Source organism: Roseateles sp. GW821-FHT09H11 (genome assembly GCF_059415845.1).
The window spans coordinates 42,978-59,451 of record NZ_JBWKOA010000009.1 but is presented as its reverse complement, the minus strand read 5'-3'; the positions used below and the strand labels follow the sequence as shown (position 1 = coordinate 59,451).

Annotated in this window: 16 protein-coding genes; 6 read left to right on the top strand and 10 right to left on the bottom strand. The window is 70.4% G+C overall.

Annotated elements, in window-relative coordinates; genetic code table 11:
- The first annotated feature begins 21 nt into the window (after window positions 1-21).
- Window positions 22-423, top strand: coding sequence for a YkvA family protein (locus AC07PR_RS26210; RefSeq protein ID WP_377159098.1), 402 nt, complete (start codon window positions 22-24; stop codon window positions 421-423).
- A gap of 22 nt (window positions 424-445) precedes the next feature.
- On the opposite strand, the gene AC07PR_RS26205 is transcribed toward AC07PR_RS26210, so the two are convergent.
- Entirely contained in the window at window positions 446-1,342 is an 897-nt protein-coding gene (locus tag AC07PR_RS26205; RefSeq protein ID WP_377159099.1) for a LysR family transcriptional regulator, read from the bottom strand.
- Between the two features lie 431 nt (window positions 1,343-1,773).
- Window positions 1,774-2,097 carry a DUF4148 domain-containing protein gene (locus AC07PR_RS26200; protein ID WP_377159100.1) on the bottom strand — a complete coding sequence of 108 codons (324 nt, stop codon included), beginning with the start codon at window positions 2,095-2,097 and terminating at the stop codon, window positions 1,774-1,776.
- 324 nt (window positions 2,098-2,421) lie between these two features.
- Between AC07PR_RS26200 and AC07PR_RS26195 the strand changes: the two genes are divergently transcribed.
- Together AC07PR_RS26195 and AC07PR_RS26190 are read left to right on the top strand one after the other, a co-directional pair.
- Window positions 2,422-3,090 (top strand): LysE family translocator, encoded by a 669-nt coding sequence (locus tag AC07PR_RS26195; protein WP_495137162.1) that lies wholly within the window; start codon window positions 2,422-2,424, stop codon window positions 3,088-3,090.
- A 78-nt stretch (window positions 3,091-3,168) separates the two neighbouring features.
- Window positions 3,169-4,515 carry an MFS family transporter gene (locus AC07PR_RS26190; RefSeq protein ID WP_377159102.1) on the top strand — a complete coding sequence of 449 codons (1,347 nt, stop codon included), beginning with the start codon at window positions 3,169-3,171 and terminating at the stop codon, window positions 4,513-4,515.
- Between the two features lie 3 nt (window positions 4,516-4,518).
- Here AC07PR_RS26190 and AC07PR_RS26185 read toward each other — a convergent pair whose 3' ends face one another.
- The 5 genes from AC07PR_RS26185 to AC07PR_RS26165 all read right to left on the bottom strand — a co-directional run bounded on the left by AC07PR_RS26185 (window position 4,519) and on the right by AC07PR_RS26165 (window position 10,404).
- Window positions 4,519-6,162, bottom strand: coding sequence for a SulP family inorganic anion transporter (locus AC07PR_RS26185; protein WP_495137030.1), 1,644 nt, complete (start codon window positions 6,160-6,162; stop codon window positions 4,519-4,521).
- Between the two features lie 100 nt (window positions 6,163-6,262).
- A complete protein-coding gene (locus AC07PR_RS26180; protein ID WP_483108228.1) occupies window positions 6,263-7,057 on the bottom strand; it encodes an aldose epimerase family protein in 795 nt (264 codons plus the stop codon).
- Between the two features lie 136 nt (window positions 7,058-7,193).
- Window positions 7,194-8,336, bottom strand: a complete 1,143-nt coding sequence (locus AC07PR_RS26175) for an HD-GYP domain-containing protein (protein WP_377159105.1) — start codon at window positions 8,334-8,336, stop codon at window positions 7,194-7,196.
- A gap of 191 nt (window positions 8,337-8,527) precedes the next feature.
- Window positions 8,528-9,649 carry an alkene reductase gene (locus AC07PR_RS26170; RefSeq protein WP_495137029.1) on the bottom strand — a complete coding sequence of 374 codons (1,122 nt, stop codon included), beginning with the start codon at window positions 9,647-9,649 and terminating at the stop codon, window positions 8,528-8,530.
- A gap of 38 nt (window positions 9,650-9,687) precedes the next feature.
- Complete coding sequence (locus tag AC07PR_RS26165) at window positions 9,688-10,404, bottom strand: SDR family oxidoreductase (protein WP_495137028.1); 717 nt, start codon at window positions 10,402-10,404, stop codon at window positions 9,688-9,690.
- 96 nt (window positions 10,405-10,500) lie between these two features.
- Here AC07PR_RS26165 and AC07PR_RS26160 point away from each other — a divergent pair, with 96 nt between their 5' ends.
- A complete protein-coding gene (locus AC07PR_RS26160; protein WP_495137027.1) occupies window positions 10,501-11,412 on the top strand; it encodes a LysR family transcriptional regulator in 912 nt (303 codons plus the stop codon).
- 47 nt (window positions 11,413-11,459) lie between these two features.
- Here the strand turns inward: AC07PR_RS26160 and AC07PR_RS26155 are convergent, their stop codons facing one another.
- Entirely contained in the window at window positions 11,460-12,326 is an 867-nt protein-coding gene (locus AC07PR_RS26155) for an alpha/beta fold hydrolase (protein ID WP_495137026.1), read from the bottom strand.
- 157 nt (window positions 12,327-12,483) lie between these two features.
- Here AC07PR_RS26155 and AC07PR_RS26150 point away from each other — a divergent pair, with 157 nt between their 5' ends.
- Window positions 12,484-13,407: a LysR family transcriptional regulator gene (locus tag AC07PR_RS26150; protein WP_495137025.1), complete on the top strand. Its 924-nt coding sequence runs from the start codon at window positions 12,484-12,486 to the stop codon at window positions 13,405-13,407.
- Window positions 13,408-13,410: 3 nt separating this feature from the next.
- Here the strand turns inward: AC07PR_RS26150 and AC07PR_RS26145 are convergent, their stop codons facing one another.
- Window positions 13,411-13,878 (bottom strand): Cd(II)/Pb(II)-responsive transcriptional regulator, encoded by a 468-nt coding sequence (locus AC07PR_RS26145; RefSeq protein ID WP_495137024.1) that lies wholly within the window; start codon window positions 13,876-13,878, stop codon window positions 13,411-13,413.
- 5 nt (window positions 13,879-13,883) lie between these two features.
- Window positions 13,884-14,165, bottom strand: coding sequence for a hypothetical protein (locus tag AC07PR_RS26140; RefSeq protein WP_495137023.1), 282 nt, complete (start codon window positions 14,163-14,165; stop codon window positions 13,884-13,886).
- Window positions 14,166-14,180: 15 nt separating this feature from the next.
- On the opposite strand from AC07PR_RS26140, the gene AC07PR_RS26135 reads away from it, so the two are divergent.
- Window positions 14,181-16,355, top strand: coding sequence for a heavy metal translocating P-type ATPase (locus AC07PR_RS26135; RefSeq protein WP_495137022.1), 2,175 nt, complete (start codon window positions 14,181-14,183; stop codon window positions 16,353-16,355).
- The last annotated feature ends 119 nt before the right edge of the window (window positions 16,356-16,474 follow it).

Here is a 16,474-nt window from a genome sequence, read left to right as displayed (position 1 = left end):
CGGCTGGCGCATGATGGGCGGATGAAACGCGGATCCCTCAAGCGCTGGGCCGCCCTGCTCAAGGGCGAGCTGCTCACCGTCTTCTACGCGGCACGCGATCCGGAGGCGCCCTGGCTGGCGCGCTTCGTGGCGATCGCGGTCGCCGCCTACGCGCTCAGCCCGATCGACCTGATCCCGGACTTCATCCCGGTGCTCGGCCTGCTCGACGATCTGATCCTGGTACCGCTCGGCTTCTGGCTGGTGCTGCGGCTGATGCCGCCGCAGGTGATCGCGCGGGCGCGCCTGCGTGCCGCCGAGCAGCGCGGCCGGCTGCCGCGCAACCTCAAGGTCGGCGCGGCCATCGTCGTGCTGTGGGTGCTGCTGATGGTGCTGCTCGTGGTGTGGCTGGCCGGCCGCGGCGGCGCGCCGGCCGGCGCCGTCTGAGCGATCGACGCCATCGACCGGATCAATCCGGGCCGAGACCCTTCTTCGCCAGCGTCTCGGCCACCCACTCGATGAACACGCGCATGCGCGCCGACACGTAGCGGTTGGGCGAATAGACCAGGTAGACCGGTACCGCGTTGTGGTGCCACTCCGGGAACAGCGGCACGAGCTCGCCGCTCGTGAGTTCGTCCTGGACCGCGTATTTCGCCAGCTGGACGACGCCCAGTCCCGCCAGCCCGGCGGCGACGTAGGCGTTGCTGTCATTGACGTCGAGCCGGCGGCGGCCCTCGACCTCGATGCGCTCGTCGCCGCGATGGAACACGAACGGGAACACGCGCCCGGTCCGCGACGAGAAGTAGCCCACGGCCTGGTGAGGCTCCCGGTCCAGGTCCTCGGGCGTCTCCGGCGTGCCGTGCTTGGCGAGGTAGGCCGGCGACGCGCAGGTGCAGAACTGGATCTGCCCGACGCGACGCGCGACCAGGCCGGCGTCCTGCACCGCGCCGACGCGCAGCACGAAGTCGACGTTGTCGACCAGCAGATCGATCGCGCGGTCGCTGACACCCAGGGCGATCTGGATGTCGGGATAGCGCTCGTGGAAGTCCCCCAGCGCGGGGATCAGCACCCGCGATCCGGTCAGCGTCGTCACGTCGACACGCAAGCGGCCGCGCGGCTTGCTCTGGTCGTGGAGCATCCCCTGGTCGATGGCCTCGAGCTCGCTCAAGAGGGCCATCGTCCGCTCGTAATAGGCGGCGCCATCCTGCGTGACGGTCACCTTGCGGGTGGTGCGCGTCAGCAACTGGACCCGCAGCCGCGCTTCCAGCGCCTGCACCAGCCGCGTCAGGCTGGCCTTGGGGAGATCCATCGAGTCAGCCGCCTTGGTGAAGCTGCCGGTTTCCACCACCCGGGCGAACGCCCGCATTTGCACGATCCGGTCCATCCGATGCCCTTGATCTGGCGGCCCGAAGAGGGGGACTGCTGGGGGGCCGCGGGGCGATTCTCCGGGATTCCGCACGGTCGTGCGTGTTGCGCGCCGCATTCCCGTGTCACACGCGGTTCCGGGGCGATCTGGGCGAATGCCGGATGAATATGTCGCCCCTGCCTGTTGAATATCGGAAGGAGTATCGGACAGCGCGGAGACTTAATTGGTTCTTAAGCAAAAGAAAACCCCCTCGGCGAGTAGTGGCTCATCCGAGGGGGGTATAGGCGGTCGGTGACGGACAGGAGGGAGGAGTGCGGAGAACCGCCACCGACCAGGGCCGGAGCCCTTGACCTCAAAAAACGCTCTCTACCAATCTATTGTTCGAGTTCTCTCTCAGGGGGTTGCTTGCAGGCGGGTATCAGGAACGGGAATCAGCGGCCGGCGACGGAAGTGGCCGGGGCGCTGCCACCGAACTTCTTCACCAGCGTCGCGTAGTACGGCGAGCTGCGCAGTTGGGCGTACTTGGCCTGGGCGGCATCGCGGCGGGCGTTGTCGTAGCCGTAGGTTTCCGACTGCTCGACGGCGGCCAGGCCGGACTCGCGGTAGATCTCCAGGTCGGCCAGCACTTCGGCGCGGCTCACGGCGCTGGGGGTGTTGACGGGCTGGGTGTGCGGGTTGTCGTTGGCCATCGCGCTGCCGGCCACCAGGGCGGCGGAAGCGAACAGGACGGAAGCCAGGATGTTCTTGGTGCTCATGATCTTTCCTTTCAGATTCGGTCCCAGGGCAACAGCGAAGGGGCACGGGGTGGATGATTCGACCCGTCGATTGCGCCAGGGATTCAATTCGGTTTCGTTTGAAATCCGTCGGTTGCCCGGAGGTTTCAAGCCGTCGCCTGGTGGAGATTCCCGGAAGCGGTGTCGGTGTGTCGATGGGATGAACTATGAACGATAAGGGTTCACCCTTAAATCCATTCCTTCGCAACAGTCCGTTGAAAAGATCGGAACAATCACTGCGCGAATCTCGCGCGGTCCGCGCAAGCGGAGGCGGGCATGATGGCGGCCTTTCAGGAGATGCATTCGATGCTCGGCACCCACGACCTCAGCTTCTTCATCGCCTCCGGCCTGCTGCTCAACATGACGCCGGGACCGGACTCGCTGCTGATCATGGCGCGCAGCGCCACGCAGGGCTTCCGCGCCGGCTCGGCGGCGGCGCTCGGCATCGGCGCCGGCACCTGCGTCCACATCCTGGCCGCGGCGCTGGGCCTGTCGGCGCTGCTGTCGGCCTCGACGGCGGCGTTCACCGTGGTGAAGCTGCTCGGCGCGGCCTACCTCGTGTACCTCGGCGTCGGCATGCTGTTCAAGCGCCGCGCGGCCGAGGCCCGGGCGGAGGACGCGCGCCAGGAGCAAGGCCTGACGCCGCCCCCCGCGGCCCCGCTGCGGAAGATCTTTGCGCAGGGCTTCCTCACCAACGTGCTGAACCCCAAGGTCGGGCTGTTCTTCCTGGCCTTCGTCCCGCAGTTCATCTCGGCCGACGCGCCGAGCAAGGCGGTCGCCTTCCTGTTCCTGGGCGCCGTCTTCAACGTGAATGGGATGCTGTGGTGCCACCTGCTCGCCTGGTCGAGCGCCGCGGCGGGCGCCCGCGCACGTGGGCAGGGGTGGGCGCGCGCGCTCGGGCGATGGCTCAACCGCGGCATCGGCGCGCTGTTCCTGGCCTTCGGCGTGCGATTGGCGGTGGCCGAAATGGGGTAGTCCATCCGTGGTGCGCGTGGCGTTCGGTTCGTCCGAACCGCGCCTGCGGGTTTTCCATCGCGGGAGTAGGCTGCCGGCATGAATGCCAACACCCCTCCCCTGTCCGGCGGCGCGATGTCGCCGGCGTCCGGTGTCCCCGGGCACTACACCGCGCACGAGAAGCGCGATCGCATCTTCGCCATCGTCGGCGCGTCGTCCGGCAACCTGGTCGAATGGTTCGACTTCTACGTCTACGCGTTCACGTCGATCTATTTCGCGCACGCGTTCTTCCCGAAGGGCGATCCCACGGTCCAGCTGCTCAACACGGCGGGCGTGTTCGCGGCGGGCTTCCTGATGCGGCCGATCGGCGGCTGGCTGTTCGGCCGGATCGCCGACCGCAAGGGCCGCAAGACGGCCATGATGATCTCGGTGCTGATGATGTGCGGCGGCTCGCTGGCCATCGCCTGCATGCCGACCTACGAGACCATCGGCGTCCTGGCGCCGGCGCTGCTGCTGGCGGCGCGGCTGTTCCAGGGCCTGTCGGTGGGCGGCGAGTACGGCACCAGCGCCACCTACATGAGCGAGGTCGCGCTGCGCGGCCAGCGCGGGTTCTACGCGTCCTTCCAGTACGTGACGCTGATCGGCGGCCAGCTGCTGGCGGTGCTGGTCGTGGCGGTCCTGGAGCAGACGCTGACCGAGACGCAGATGCATGACTGGGGCTGGCGCATCCCGTTCGCGGCGGGCGCCGCGACGGCGGTGATCGCGTTCTACCTGCGCCGCTCGCTGGCCGAGACCGCGAAGGCGGAGCAGCTCGACCGCAAGGAATCGGGCTCGATGCGCGAGCTGTTCAGCAAGCACATGCGTTCGTTCCTGATCGTGCTGGGCTTCACCGCGGGCGGGTCGCTGGCCTTCTACACGTACACGACCTACATGCAGAAGTACCTGGTGCTGAGCGTGGGCATGGACAAGAAGGTGGCGAGCACCGTGATGACGGCGGCGCTGTTCGTCTACATGTGCATGCAGCCGCTGTTCGGCGCGTTGTCGGACCGCATCGGGCGGCGGACCTCGATGCTGTGGTTCGGCATCCTCGGCGCGCTGTGCACGTGGCCGATCCTGTCGGCGCTCAAGGGCGTGCAGAGCCCGTACGCGGCCTTCGGGCTGATCATCCTGGCGATGGCGATCGTGTCGCTGTACACCTCGATCGGCGGGCTGATCAAGGCGGAGATGTTCCCGCCGGAGATCCGCGCGCTGGGCGTCGGCCTGTCGTATGCGATCGGCAACGCGATCTTCGGCGGCTCGGCGGAGTTCGTCGCGCTGAGCCTCAAGTCCGCGAACGTCGAGAGCGCGTTCTATCTGTACGTCTCGGTGATGTGCTTCTTCGCCTTCCTCGTCTGCTTCCTGATCCCCGACCTGCGCAAGCATGGGCATCTGAACGAGGTGCATTGAGCGTCAGCCCGCGTCGCGCATCCCCAGGTGATGCGACAGGTACAGGCGCCCACGGAACCATGATTCCCAGCCGCTGGCCTTGAGCCGGTCGAGCACCGGCCCCTTGACCTCGCTGAGGTCGAGTCGCCGGCCCTGGCGCTCGAGCGTCTCGTGCAGCTCCTTCAGCGCGCTCAGGCCGCTGAAGTCGATGCTGTTGACCGGCGACATCTGCAGCAGCACGCGCCGCGTGGTCGGGTGCGTGTCGAGGTGGGCCTGGACCACGTCGGCCAGGCTGCGGCCGTTGAGGAACAGCAGGCTCTCGTCGATGCGCAGGCCCAGGACTTCCGGGTCGAGCTCGACCTGATAGCGCTCGACGTTGCGATAGTGCTCGGTGCCGGGAATGCGTCCGATCAGCGCGACGTGCGGCCGGGCGCTGCGCTGCAGCAGCAGCGCGATCGCGCTCGCCACGCCCAGGCCCAGGGCCGCGGTGATGCCGACGAAGATCACCAGCAGCGTCACCGCCGTCATGAGCAGCGCCTCGGCGCGGTCGTAGCGCCAGGCATCGCCATAGGGGCCGAACTTCAGGCCCGACAGCACCGCGACCATGATGCTGGCCGCCAGCACCGGCTTGGGCACCCAGGCCAGCAACGGTGACAAGGTCAGCAGCACGAGGCCCATCATTGCGGCGACGAAGACGCCGGTCATGCGCGTGCGGCTGCCCGCGTCGCTCATCAGCACGCTGCGCGAGAAGCTCGCGGCGGCGGGCATGCCGCCCGAGATCGCCGCCGCCAGATTGGCGACGGACAGGCCCATCAGTTCGCGCCGCGCGTCGACGCGTTGACCGACCCGACGCGCCAGCGATTCCGCCACCGCGAGGCTGGACACGTAGCCGAGCAGTCCGATCAGCGCGGCGCCGGGCAGCATCGCGGTCCAGAGCTCGGGATCCAGCCGCGGCAGCGTGAAGACCAGCGCCAGCGGCGGCAGCTCGCCGACGCGCGGCAGGCCCTGCGGATCCCAGCCCCACGCGACGCCGATGCCGATGAGCAGCACGGCCAGCGGCGCGATCCGGGAGACGAAGCCCTTCGGCAACCGCCGCACCACGACCAGCGCCAGCAGCGACACGACCCCGAACAGCGCCGCGACGCCGCGCCAGTCGAAGCCGTGGGCCGACAGGGAGCGCCACAGCTCCGGCAGCGTGCCGCCGGTCGCCGTCGAGCCGATCAGCACCGGCAGCTGGCTGGCGGCGATGGCGATCGTCGCGCCCGATTCGAATCCGTGCAGCACCGGCACCGACAGCAGCGCGGCCAGCGCGTGCAGGCGCAGCAGCGCCGCCGCGCCGAGGAACAGGCCGACCTCGGCGGACAGCACCAGCGCGGCCTCGCTCGGGCTCACGCCGGCGGGCGCCAGCTGCAGCGTCTGCATGATCATCAGCGCCAGCACCGCGACCGGGCCGATGTTGAGGAAGGGGCTGGAACCCAGCGCCGCGTAGAACAACGGCGGCAGCAGGCTCGCGTAGAGGCCCACCTGCGGCGGCAGCCCGGCGAGCATCGCGTAGGCCAGGCTCTGCGGGATCAGGAGGACGCTGACCACCACGGCGGCGACGAGATCGTCGCGCAAGGCGTCGCGCAGATAGGGCCGGAAGGCGGCGAGGGAGGGCAGCGTCGGCATGGGGGGAGGCCGCAGGAGCAGCGCGCGGCAGTATAGGTGCCACCTTCCCCGCGGGTGCCCCGGCCGACGCGCGCGCGGACCTCGTCTCGCCCATCGGCGCTCAGAGGATCAGCGACCCGGCGGGATGGTCCGGCGGCACGCGCGGCAGCGGCGGCGTCCGCGGCTCCAGCAGGTCGATCGACACGCGCAGCGTCAGCTCCTCGCCGCGCGGCAGCGGCTGCAGCCGCGGCGTGTCCGGGGTCATCAGCCGGAGCTGGACCGAACTCCGCGTCGCATGGCGCTCGAAGCTCAAGGTGTCCAGCGGCGGCTCGCCGCGCAGCAGCGCGATGCGCCCGCCGGCGCCGCTCAGCGAGGCGATGCCGCACCAGGGATCGCGCCGCTCCGCGTGATCGCGGCCGGAGAGCTTCACCACGTCCAGGGAGTCGTCCAGCCACGCGGCGTCGGCGAAGTCTTCCGGGAAGTTCAGCAGCCACCCCAGGCGCGCCGGCATTGGCATGCGACTCAGGTTGCGCACCGACAGGCTCCAGTCCAGCCGGTGTTCGTCCAGGCGGAAGGTCTGGCTCGCCTGCAACCCCCAGGTGCCCGGCGAGGGGCTGCGAGGATGCAGCATCAGCGTCATCGCGTCGGGCGCCTGCTGGGTGACGCGCCAAGGCTCGTCGAAGGCGCCCGGGTCCGGGACCAGGGCCGCCATGTCCTCGGGCACGTCGGACGGAGGCGCCAGTCTCACCGCGCCGCCGCCGATCAGCCTGCCCCGCTCGATCAGCAGCGGGCGCAGCCACGGTTGACGACCGCCGGGCCCGCTCTCCCCCAGCCAGCGCAACCGTCCGCCGCGATCCGGCGCGATCACCGCGCGCCAGCGCCCCGATTTCAGTTCGACGACTTGACCCACATGCATCCCCCATGTCCAAAAGCGGCGGAGTCTGCGCGCGAGGGCATGGGTCCAGCTCTACCGAAAGAGGGGTGGATCCTTGCAGGTGTGATGCATCGAGGTGGGTCGGCTGCAAGGCTTTGCAGGGCGCCCCTCGCGGCCGCTACGCGCTGGCGATCAGCGCGGCGATGCGCTCGTCGGAGAGGCGGATCGGCGAGGCGTGCGTGGGCAGCAGGGCGACCACGGCGTGGTCCTCGCGGCTGCTGTCGCGCAGCACCGGCGTGTGGCGCGGCTCGCCATTGGCGTTGGTCAAGGCCGACACCATCGGACGGTGCGCCTTGTCGCCGTTGCGCACGACCAGCCCCACCTCGCCGCTGGCCAGCCGCACCAGGCTGCCCGGCGGAAAGATGCCGAAGGACTTGATCAGCGCCGCCGCCAGCGGGCTTTGCGCCGCCATCTGGTGGAGCTCGCGGCCCGCCTGTGCGGCGCTCATCGCGGGCCGGTTGGCCCGGCTGCTCAGCCGTGCGGTGTAGATGTCGGCGTAGCGCAGCATCTCGGCCAGTTCACCGACGTCGCTGATCCCGTGCGGGTAGCCGCGTCCGTCCGGCGTCTCGTGGTGCTGCAGCACGGCGTCCAGCCAGTCGGGATCGTCGATGCCGGCGGCGCTCAGCATCTCGACGCTGCGGATCGGATGTTCATTGATCGCCTCGCGCTGCATCGACGTCAGCGGCGAGACCTGGCTGGACAGCCGCGCCTGCAGGTCCAGCATGCCCAGGTTCATCGTCAGCGCGGCCTGGAAGGCGCGCCGCTGGTCGTCCGGACCCCAGCCCAGATAGCGGGCCGCCGCGTGGCACGCGGTGGCGGCATGCAAGGAATGCGTAACGCCGTAGTGCCCGCTAGTGGATTCAGGCTGTCGCACCACCTGTGAGAGTGCGACCTCGGGCGAGCTGTCGATCAGGGTCAGCATCAGCGCCGTCGCGCCGTCGAGCGCCCCGGCCATGCGATCGGGCGACGCCGAGAGGGCGTTGCGCACATCCTGCATGCCGCGGTCCCATTCCTCGGGCAGCCGGTCGCGCAGGTAGGCGGCGGAGCGCGTCGGCGCGGGCGTGGCCTGGCGCGCGGACTCGGCGAGTTCGTTCGCGTCGACCAGCGCGCCGCGACGCATCAGCGCGTCGAGCTGCGCCGCGTCGGCGATCACCTGCCCGCGCGCAAGCAGCAGCGTCCTGTCGGTGTCGCGCACGCTGAAGGCGAGCGGCTGACCGAGGACGATCCGGTTCTTGACCGATGACAGTGAACAGACACGCATGACAGACGTGGGGAGCGGAGGGCAGGCCGGCCACGTGTCGACATGTCTTGAAGTTGTAACGTGGGCGGCCCGGACTCTACATCGTCCGTTCGGGCTCCGACCTGAACGGTCGCGGCAGCCCCCGCGCCCGGTGGGGCGGGAAAGCGCCGACTCCGTCACGGATCGGCGCCCGGGGACCGGCGGCTGGCCGGTCAGGCGGCGACGGCCGTGACGCCCGCGGCGGTCTCGGTGGCCGCCGGATAGTCGCTGTACCCGGCCGCGGTGCCGCCGAAGAGCGACTCGCCGTCGAAGCCCGCGAGGGGCAGGTCTTGCCGCAGCCGCGCTGGCAGGTCCGGGTTGGCGATGAACGCGCGCCCGAACGCGACCAGGTCCACCAGACCCGAGGCCAGCAGCGACCGGGCGCGCGCGGCGTCGTAGCCACCCGCGACGATGATCCGGCCGTCGTAGGTCTCGCGCAGCGCGCGGCGGAAGTCCTCCGGCACCTGCGGCGCATCGTCCCAGTCCGCCTCGGCCAGATGGAGGTAGCCAACGCCTCGGCGGGACAGCTCGCGCGCGGCCTGCAGGATGGTCGGGATGATGTCGGGGCAGTCCATGTTGCGCGCGGTGATGAAGGGCGCCATGCGCACGCCGATGCGCGCCGGATCCACCTCGGCGGCCACGGCGTCCACCACCTCCAGCAGGAAGCGCAGGCGGTGCTCGCGGGGACCGCCGTACTCGTCTTCTCGGTGGTTGGAGGTGGTGCGCAGGAACTGGTCGATCAGATAGCCGTTGGCGGCATGGATCTCCACGCCGTCGAAGCCCGCGCGCATCGCGTTGGCGGCGGCGCGGCGGAAGTCGTCGACGACGGCGCGGATCTCTTCGCGCGACAGCGCGCGCGGCACCGGGCAGTCGACCATGCGGCCGATGCCGTCCTCGCCGGCGACCCAGACGCGCGCCTCGGGCGACAGCGCCGATGGTGCGACCGGCAGTCCGCCGTCGTGGAAGACCGGATGCGACATCCGGCCGACGTGCCACAGCTGCAGCACCATGCGGCCGCCGGCGCGGTGCACCGACCGGGTGACGAGCTGCCAGCCGGCGACCTGTTCGTCGCTGTGGATGCCCGGCGTGAAGCTGTAGCCCTGCCCCTGCGGCGAGATCTGCGTGGCCTCGCTGACGATCAGCGCGGCGCTCGCGCGCTGTGCGTAGTAGTCGGCCATCAGCGTGTTGGGGATGTTGCCGGGCTGGGTGCTCCGGGCGCGGGTCATCGGCGCCATCACGACGCGGTGGGGCAGCGTCAGCGGGCCGAGGGTGATCGGGGTGAAGAGATCGGTCATGGGGGGCCTTGAGGAGGGGTCGGGCGAATCGCCCCGGGTCACTGGATGAGGGCGCCGCCGTCGATGTCGATGACGGCGCCGGTGACGAACGGGTTGTCGATGACGAACAGATATCCGGCGGCAATGTCCTGCGGGCGACCTGCGCGGCCGGCGGGCAAGGTCGACGCTGCCCTGGTCAGCATCGCGTCGCGTGCCGCGGGCGCCATGCCGTCGTAGGCCTCCGTGTCGGTCAGTCCGGGGCTGACGACGTTGATGCGCAACGGGGCCAGTTCGCGCGCCAGCACCTTGGCGCCGGCCTCGATCGCGGCGTTCATCGCCGTCTTGACGAAGGTGCCGGGCGTGGCGCGTCGCGCCAGGAAGCCCGCGGTCAAGGTCAGCGTGCCGCCCGGGCGCAGCCGGCCGGCGGCCGCGCGGGCCACGGCGATCGCGCCCCAGAACTTGACGTCGAACGCCGCCTTGGCGGCGGCCAGGTCCAGCGAGGCGACGGGGCCGCCCGGCGCTTGCGACCCCGCGGTGACGACGACATGGTCCACCGGTCCGATCGCGGCGAGGAAGGCCTCCACGGCCGCCGGATCGGCGATGTCCAGGTCGGTCGATCGACCCGCGACGACGACGCGGCCCGGGCGTGCGCGGAGCGCGTCCGCCACGGCGCGGCCGATGCCGGAGGTGCCGCCGAAGACGACGCTGACGGTGTCCGCCGTGAACGCGGAGGAGGCGGAGGCGGAGGCAGAGGCAGAGGCGGGTTGGGTGTCCATGTTTGTTCCAGGCTGCTTGATGGTTGACAGTCTGGAACGGACGGGCTCGGGGTTGAGGTCCCTGGCGGACGAAGCTTTTTCAAAGAAAATCGAACAATGGCCCGGATTGCTGACCTCGAACTGCTGGTGCGCATCGCCGACCTCGGCAACCTCACGGCCGCGGCGAAGGCCCTGGACTGGTCACCCGCCGCTGCCAGCGCGTCGCTCAAGCGCCTGGAGGAGGAGCTGGGCTTCCCGCTGTTCGTGCGCAGCACCCGCAGCCTGCGCCTGTCCGGGGAAGGCCAGCGCTACCTGCCGCATGCGCGCGCCGCGTTGCGGGCGCTGATCGATGGGCGCGATGAAGCGCTTGCTGGGCGCGAGGCGCTCAGCGGCGAACTGCATCTGACGGTGCCCTCCGACCTGGGCCGCCATGTGCTGCTGCCGTGGCTGGAACAGTTCCAGGAACGCCATCCGGCGCTCACGCTGCGACTGCAGATCGGCGATCCGCTGACGGACCTGCTGCGACGTCCCGTCGACGCCGCCGTCCGCTACGGTCAACCGGCGAGCGGTGCCCAGGTCGCGTTGCCGCTGCTGCCGGACTGCCGCCGGGTGCTGGTCGCCGCGCCGCATTACCTGGCGCTGAATGGCATGCCGGCGTCGCCCGAGGACATGTCGCGCCACGAGGCGCTGCGCTACCTCGTCGCCGGCGAGGTGCCGACCCACTGGCCCGTCGAGATCGCCGGCCAGCCGGTGGGGCTGCCGCTCGCCGGACGTCGCGTCGCCGACGACGGCGAGGTCGTCAAGCGCTGGGCGCTGGCCGGCCTGGGACTGGCCTACAAGTCGTGGCCGGACGTGGCCCAGGAACTGGCCAGCGGCCAGCTGGTCCACGTCAATCCGCACTGGCGCGGTGACCCGGCGCCGCTGCACCTGATCGTGCCGGGCCGCGCACAGCTGTCGCCCGCGCTGCGGCTGGTCCGGGACGAACTCCGCCGACGGCTGGAGGAATTCGCCCGGGCCATGCCGCGCTGAGCGGCGGCGTCGGCTCGTCCCAGGCTCACCCCTGGTTCATCCCTGGTTCAACCGAAGACCGCCTTGATCTCCGCCGCGACCTGCGGGGCGAACTCATCCAGCACGAAGTGGCCGCCGTCCAGCCAGACCAGCCTGGCCTCGGGCAGGTCGTTCAGGTAGGCACGGGCACCGGGCGGGATGAAGATCGGATCGTTCTTCCCCCAGACGATCAGCGTCTTCGGGCGGTAGCGGCGGAAGGCGGCCTGCCAGTCCGGATAGAGCGCGACGTTGGTCTTGTAGTTCTCCAGCAGGTCGACGTTGGCGTCCTGCATGCCGGGCCGGTCCAGCAGCGCCTGGTCGACGATCCAGTGATCCGGGTCGATCAACTCGGGGTCCTTCACGCCGACCAGCCAGTGCCACTTCGTGCCGGCCATGGTGATGAGCTGGCGCGCGGGCGCTTCGCTCTCCGGCGTGCGCGATGCCCACAGCGGGCCGAACACCGACTTGGCTTCCTCGCCCACGCCGTCCAGGTAGGCGTTGGCGTTCTGGATGATGAAGCCCTTCACCTGCTCGGGCCGTTGCTGAAAGAGACGGAAACCGATCGGACCGCCGTAGTCCTGCATGTAGAGCGTGTACGAGCTCAGTTCGAGTGCGTCGACGAGCCCGGCGACATGCGCCGCCAGGTGGTCGAAGGTGTACGCGAAGTCCTCGCGCTTGGGCGCGTCCGAGTGACCGAAGCCGATGTAGTCCGGCGCGATCACGTGGAAGCGGTCCGCCAGCAGCGGGATCAGCGGATTGAACATCCGGCTGCTGGTCGGCAGGCCGTGCAGCAGCAGCAAGGTCGGCGCGGTCGGGTCGCCGGCCTCGCGATAGAACACCTGGCGACCGAGAACGGTCGCGGTGCGGTGGCGGATGGCAATGTTGGTGGCGCTCATGGCGGTGTCCTTGGCGCCCTCCCCGGGTCGGCGACCCGCCTTGGAAGGCATGGATGCAGTCTCCGCATTCCCGGATTTCTGCGGAAGCCGCTAGGATCGAGAGCAACCCTCCCGAAAACTGGAAGGCCTGGCCGCTGACGCCCGGTCGCGAGTGCGCATGGATCGAATCGACGCAATGGCGATGCTGATCGCCGCCGTGGACGCCGGCAGCCTGTCGAAGGCGAGTCAGCGGCTCGGGCTGCCGCTGGCGACCGTGAGCCGCAAGGTCGCCGACCTGGAGAAGCACCTGCGCGCGTCACTGCTGATCCGCTCGGCCAAGGGCCTGGATCTGACCGACGCGGGACGCTCCTACGTGGAGGCGGCGCGGACGATCCTCGACCAGCTCGACGAGGCCGAGCGCGCCGCCGCCGGCGAGTACACCGAGCCGCGCGGCGAGCTGATCGTGACCGCGCCGACGATGTTCGGGCGCTTGCACGTGCTGCCAACGGTGATGGCCTTCCTGGATGCCTTTCCCGAAATCGCCGTGGAGCTCAAGTTCACCGACCGGGTCACGCATTTCCTCGACGACCAGATCGACGTCGCCCTGCGCATCGGCGAGTTGCCGGACAGCAGCCTGGTCGCCACGCGACTCGGCGAGTGCCGCCACGTCCTCTGCGCGTCGCCCGCCTACCTGGCCAGTCACGGGGCGCCGGAGACGCCGGACGACCTGCGTCGCCATCGCGTGGTGTCCTTCGGGAGTCTCTCCAGCGACGGCGCGTGGCCGTTCCGGCAGGATGGCGCGGTGCGCACCGGGACGTTCCGATCGCGCCTGAGCGTGACAACGATCGACGCCGCCATCGATGCCGCGCGCGCCGGCGCGGGCCTGGCGCGGGTGCTGTCGTACCAGGTGAACGAGGACGTCCGGGCAGGTCGGCTGCGACTCGTGCTGGAGCCCTTCGAGCCCGCGCCGCGGCCGGTGCATCTGATGTATGCGCCGCGCAGCCAGAGCCGGCTGCCGCTGAAGCTGCGGGCGTTCATCGACTTCGCGGTACCGCGGCTGCGGGAGCGGCTCGTGCAGGCCGCGCTGCCGTCGGCGGGCTGAGCGTCAGGTACGAGCGACGCTGCTGCGCGGCGCTGTCGGCGCCTCATCCGGATGGCAGGCGCACGCCTCGCCATGCGCCGCCGACACGAGCTCTTCGAGGATCCCGCAGGCGTGATGGTCGTGGTCCGCGTCGCAGCGCTTCTGCAGGGCGACGAGCTGCGCCTCCAGCGCCCGCATGCTCTGCAGCCGGGCGCGGACCTTGCCGAGCTGCGACGCCACCAGCACGTCGACCTTGACGAGCTCCTCCGGGTCGCGGGTCGCCAGGCTGTTCAGCAGCAGCGTGACGTCCGCCAGCGACATGTCCAGCGCCCGGCAGTGCCGGATGAAGGCCAGGCGCTCCAGGTGTTCATGGGCGTAATCGCGGTAGCCGTTCTCGCTCCGCGCCGGCGGCGGCAGCAGGCCGCTCTTCTCGTAGAAGCGGATGGTTTCGATGTCCACGCCGGTGGACTTGCTCAGTTCGCCGATTCGCATGTCGATCAGGATAGCCGCTTGACCTTGGAGCGGCTACAGACTATCCAATCGACCCCATGGCACATCAGGAACACGATCACCGCCCCGCCGCGCCCGAGTCTTCGGCCTCGTCCTGCGGGGGATGTTGCGGTCACGCCGCCGACGTCGCGACAGCCGCACTCGTCGCGCCAGCCGCCACGCCCGCTCATCGACACGCGGGCCATGCGCACGGGCACGGACATGGTCACGACCACGACCACGACCACGACCACGACCACGACCACGACCACGACCACGATCATGGCCATGGCTCGTCGTGCGCTGTGCCCGCTCCGAAGTCCCCGGCTCCGAGCGCCGAGGCACTGGCCGGCACCACACGCCAGCGCTACTTCATCGCCGGCATGGATTGCCCCACCGAGGAAGGCCTGCTGCGCAAGCAACTGCAAGGCAGGAACGGCGTGGTCGCGCTGGAGTTCGACCTGATCAACCGCCTGCTCGATGTGCACCACCGCCTGCCTGACGACGCGCCGTTGCGCGCCGCGATCAGCGCGGCCGGCATGAGCGCGGAGCCCATCGAGGCCGAAGCCCCGCCGCCCGTGCCGCCGCCGGCGATCTCGACCAGCCTGCGCTGGCGCATGGCGATCGCCGGCGTTGCCGCGATCGCGGCGGAGACGCTGGCGTTCTCCGGATTCGACGAGTCCGGTCCGCTGGTGATCGCGCTGGCGGTCGCGACGATGCTGCTCGGCGGTCTGCCGACCTTGCGCAAGGGCTGGATCGCGCTGAAGAGCGTGACGCTCAACATCCACCTGCTGATGAGCCTCGCGGTCATCGGTGCGATCGTGCTCGGCCAGTGGCCGGAGGCGGCGATGGTGGTGTGGCTGTTCGGCCTGTCCGAGATGATGGAGAGCCTGAGCCTGGCCCGCGCCCGCGACGCGATCCGCGCGTTGACGCAGCTCGCGCCGGAGACCGCGCAGGTGCAGGGCGCCGAGGGGCGTTGGACCTCGGTGCCTGCGGCCGACGTGGCGATCGGCGCGCGGGTTCGTGTCCCTCCGGGCGAACGCGTTCCGCTCGACGGCCGCCTGCTCACGGGCCGCTCCAGCCTGAACGAAGCGGCCCTGACCGGCGAGGCGATGCCGGTCGACAAGGCGCCCGGCGATGCGCTCTTGGCCGGCAGCATCAACGGTGACGGCTTGCTCGAAATGACCGTCACCGCCGGCAAGGGTCACACGCTGCTCGACCGCATGGCCGCGGCCGTGCAGCAGGCCCAGTCGCAGCGCGCGCCGACGCAGGCCTTCATCGACCGCTTCGCCCGCGTGTACACGCCTGCGGTGGTGCTCGTGGCCGTCGCGCTGGCGGTGCTGCCGCCGCTGCTGGGCTTCGGGACCTGGAGCGACTGGATCTACAAGGGCCTGGTGCTGCTGGTGATCGCGTGTCCCTGCGCGCTGGTGATCTCCACGCCGGTGACGGTCGTCAGCGGCTTGGCCGCCGCGGCGCGGCGCGGCATCCTGATCAAGGGCGGGCTCTACCTGGAGCGCGCCCGGCAGCTGAAGACGCTGGCCTTCGACAAGACCGGCACGCTGACCGAAGGCAAGCCGCAACTGGCGGCGGTGCAGCCGCTGTACCCGTCGGTGAACGCCGATCAGGCGCTGCACCTGGCCGCGCGGCTCGATGCCGGCAGCACGCACCCGCTCGCACAGGCGATCGTCGCGGCGCACGCGCAGCGCGTGGGGACCGTGCTGGAGCCGGTCGATCATCTGCAGAACCTGCCGGGCCTGGGCCTGACCGCGCAACTGGACGGCGCCGAATTCGCGCTCGGCAACGAACGTCTGGCCGAGCAGCGCGGCGCCGTCGACGACGAGGCTCGCAACGCGGCCCGTGCGCTCCAGGCGCAGGGCCACACGCTGGTCTGGCTGATGCGAGGCGCGCAGACGCTGGCCTTGCTGGCGCTGTCGGACACGCCGAGACCCGAGGCCGCCGAGGTGCTCAAGACGCTGCGCGCGCGCGGCCTGTCGCTGACGATGCTCAGCGGCGACCAGCGCGCGAGCGCCGTCGCGATGGCGGGCCGCCTCGGCATGCCGGAGGACGCCGTGCGCGCGCCGCTGCTGCCGCAGGACAAGCTCGACGCGATCGCGACGCTCGCGGACGAGCAGGGACCGGTCGCGATGATCGGCGACGGCGTCAACGACGCGCCGGCGCTGGCCCGCGCCGACATCGCGATCGCGATGGGCGCCGCCGGCAGCGCGACCGCGCTGGAGACCGCCGACATCGCGCTGATGCAGGACGACCTGCGCAAGCTGCCCGAGCTGATCGACCTGTCCGAGCGCGTCGCGACGGTGTTGAAGCAGAACATCGTCGTCGCGCTGGGGCTGAAGGCGATCGTGGCGGCGTTGACGCTCGCGGGCATCGGGTCCCTGTGGCTGGCGGTGCTGGCCGACGCGGGCGCGAGCCTGCTGGTGGTGCTCAACGGCTTGCGGCTGCTGCGCGAAGAGCGCCCCTGACGGCCATCCCTACCTAGGGTGAGCCCTAGTGCCGACGGGCCGGTTCCAGCTGACCTTTGGCTGACAATGGCGCCGCCTGCCGCTGGCGGGCCCCAAGGGATCGGATCGATCCGGGGCCT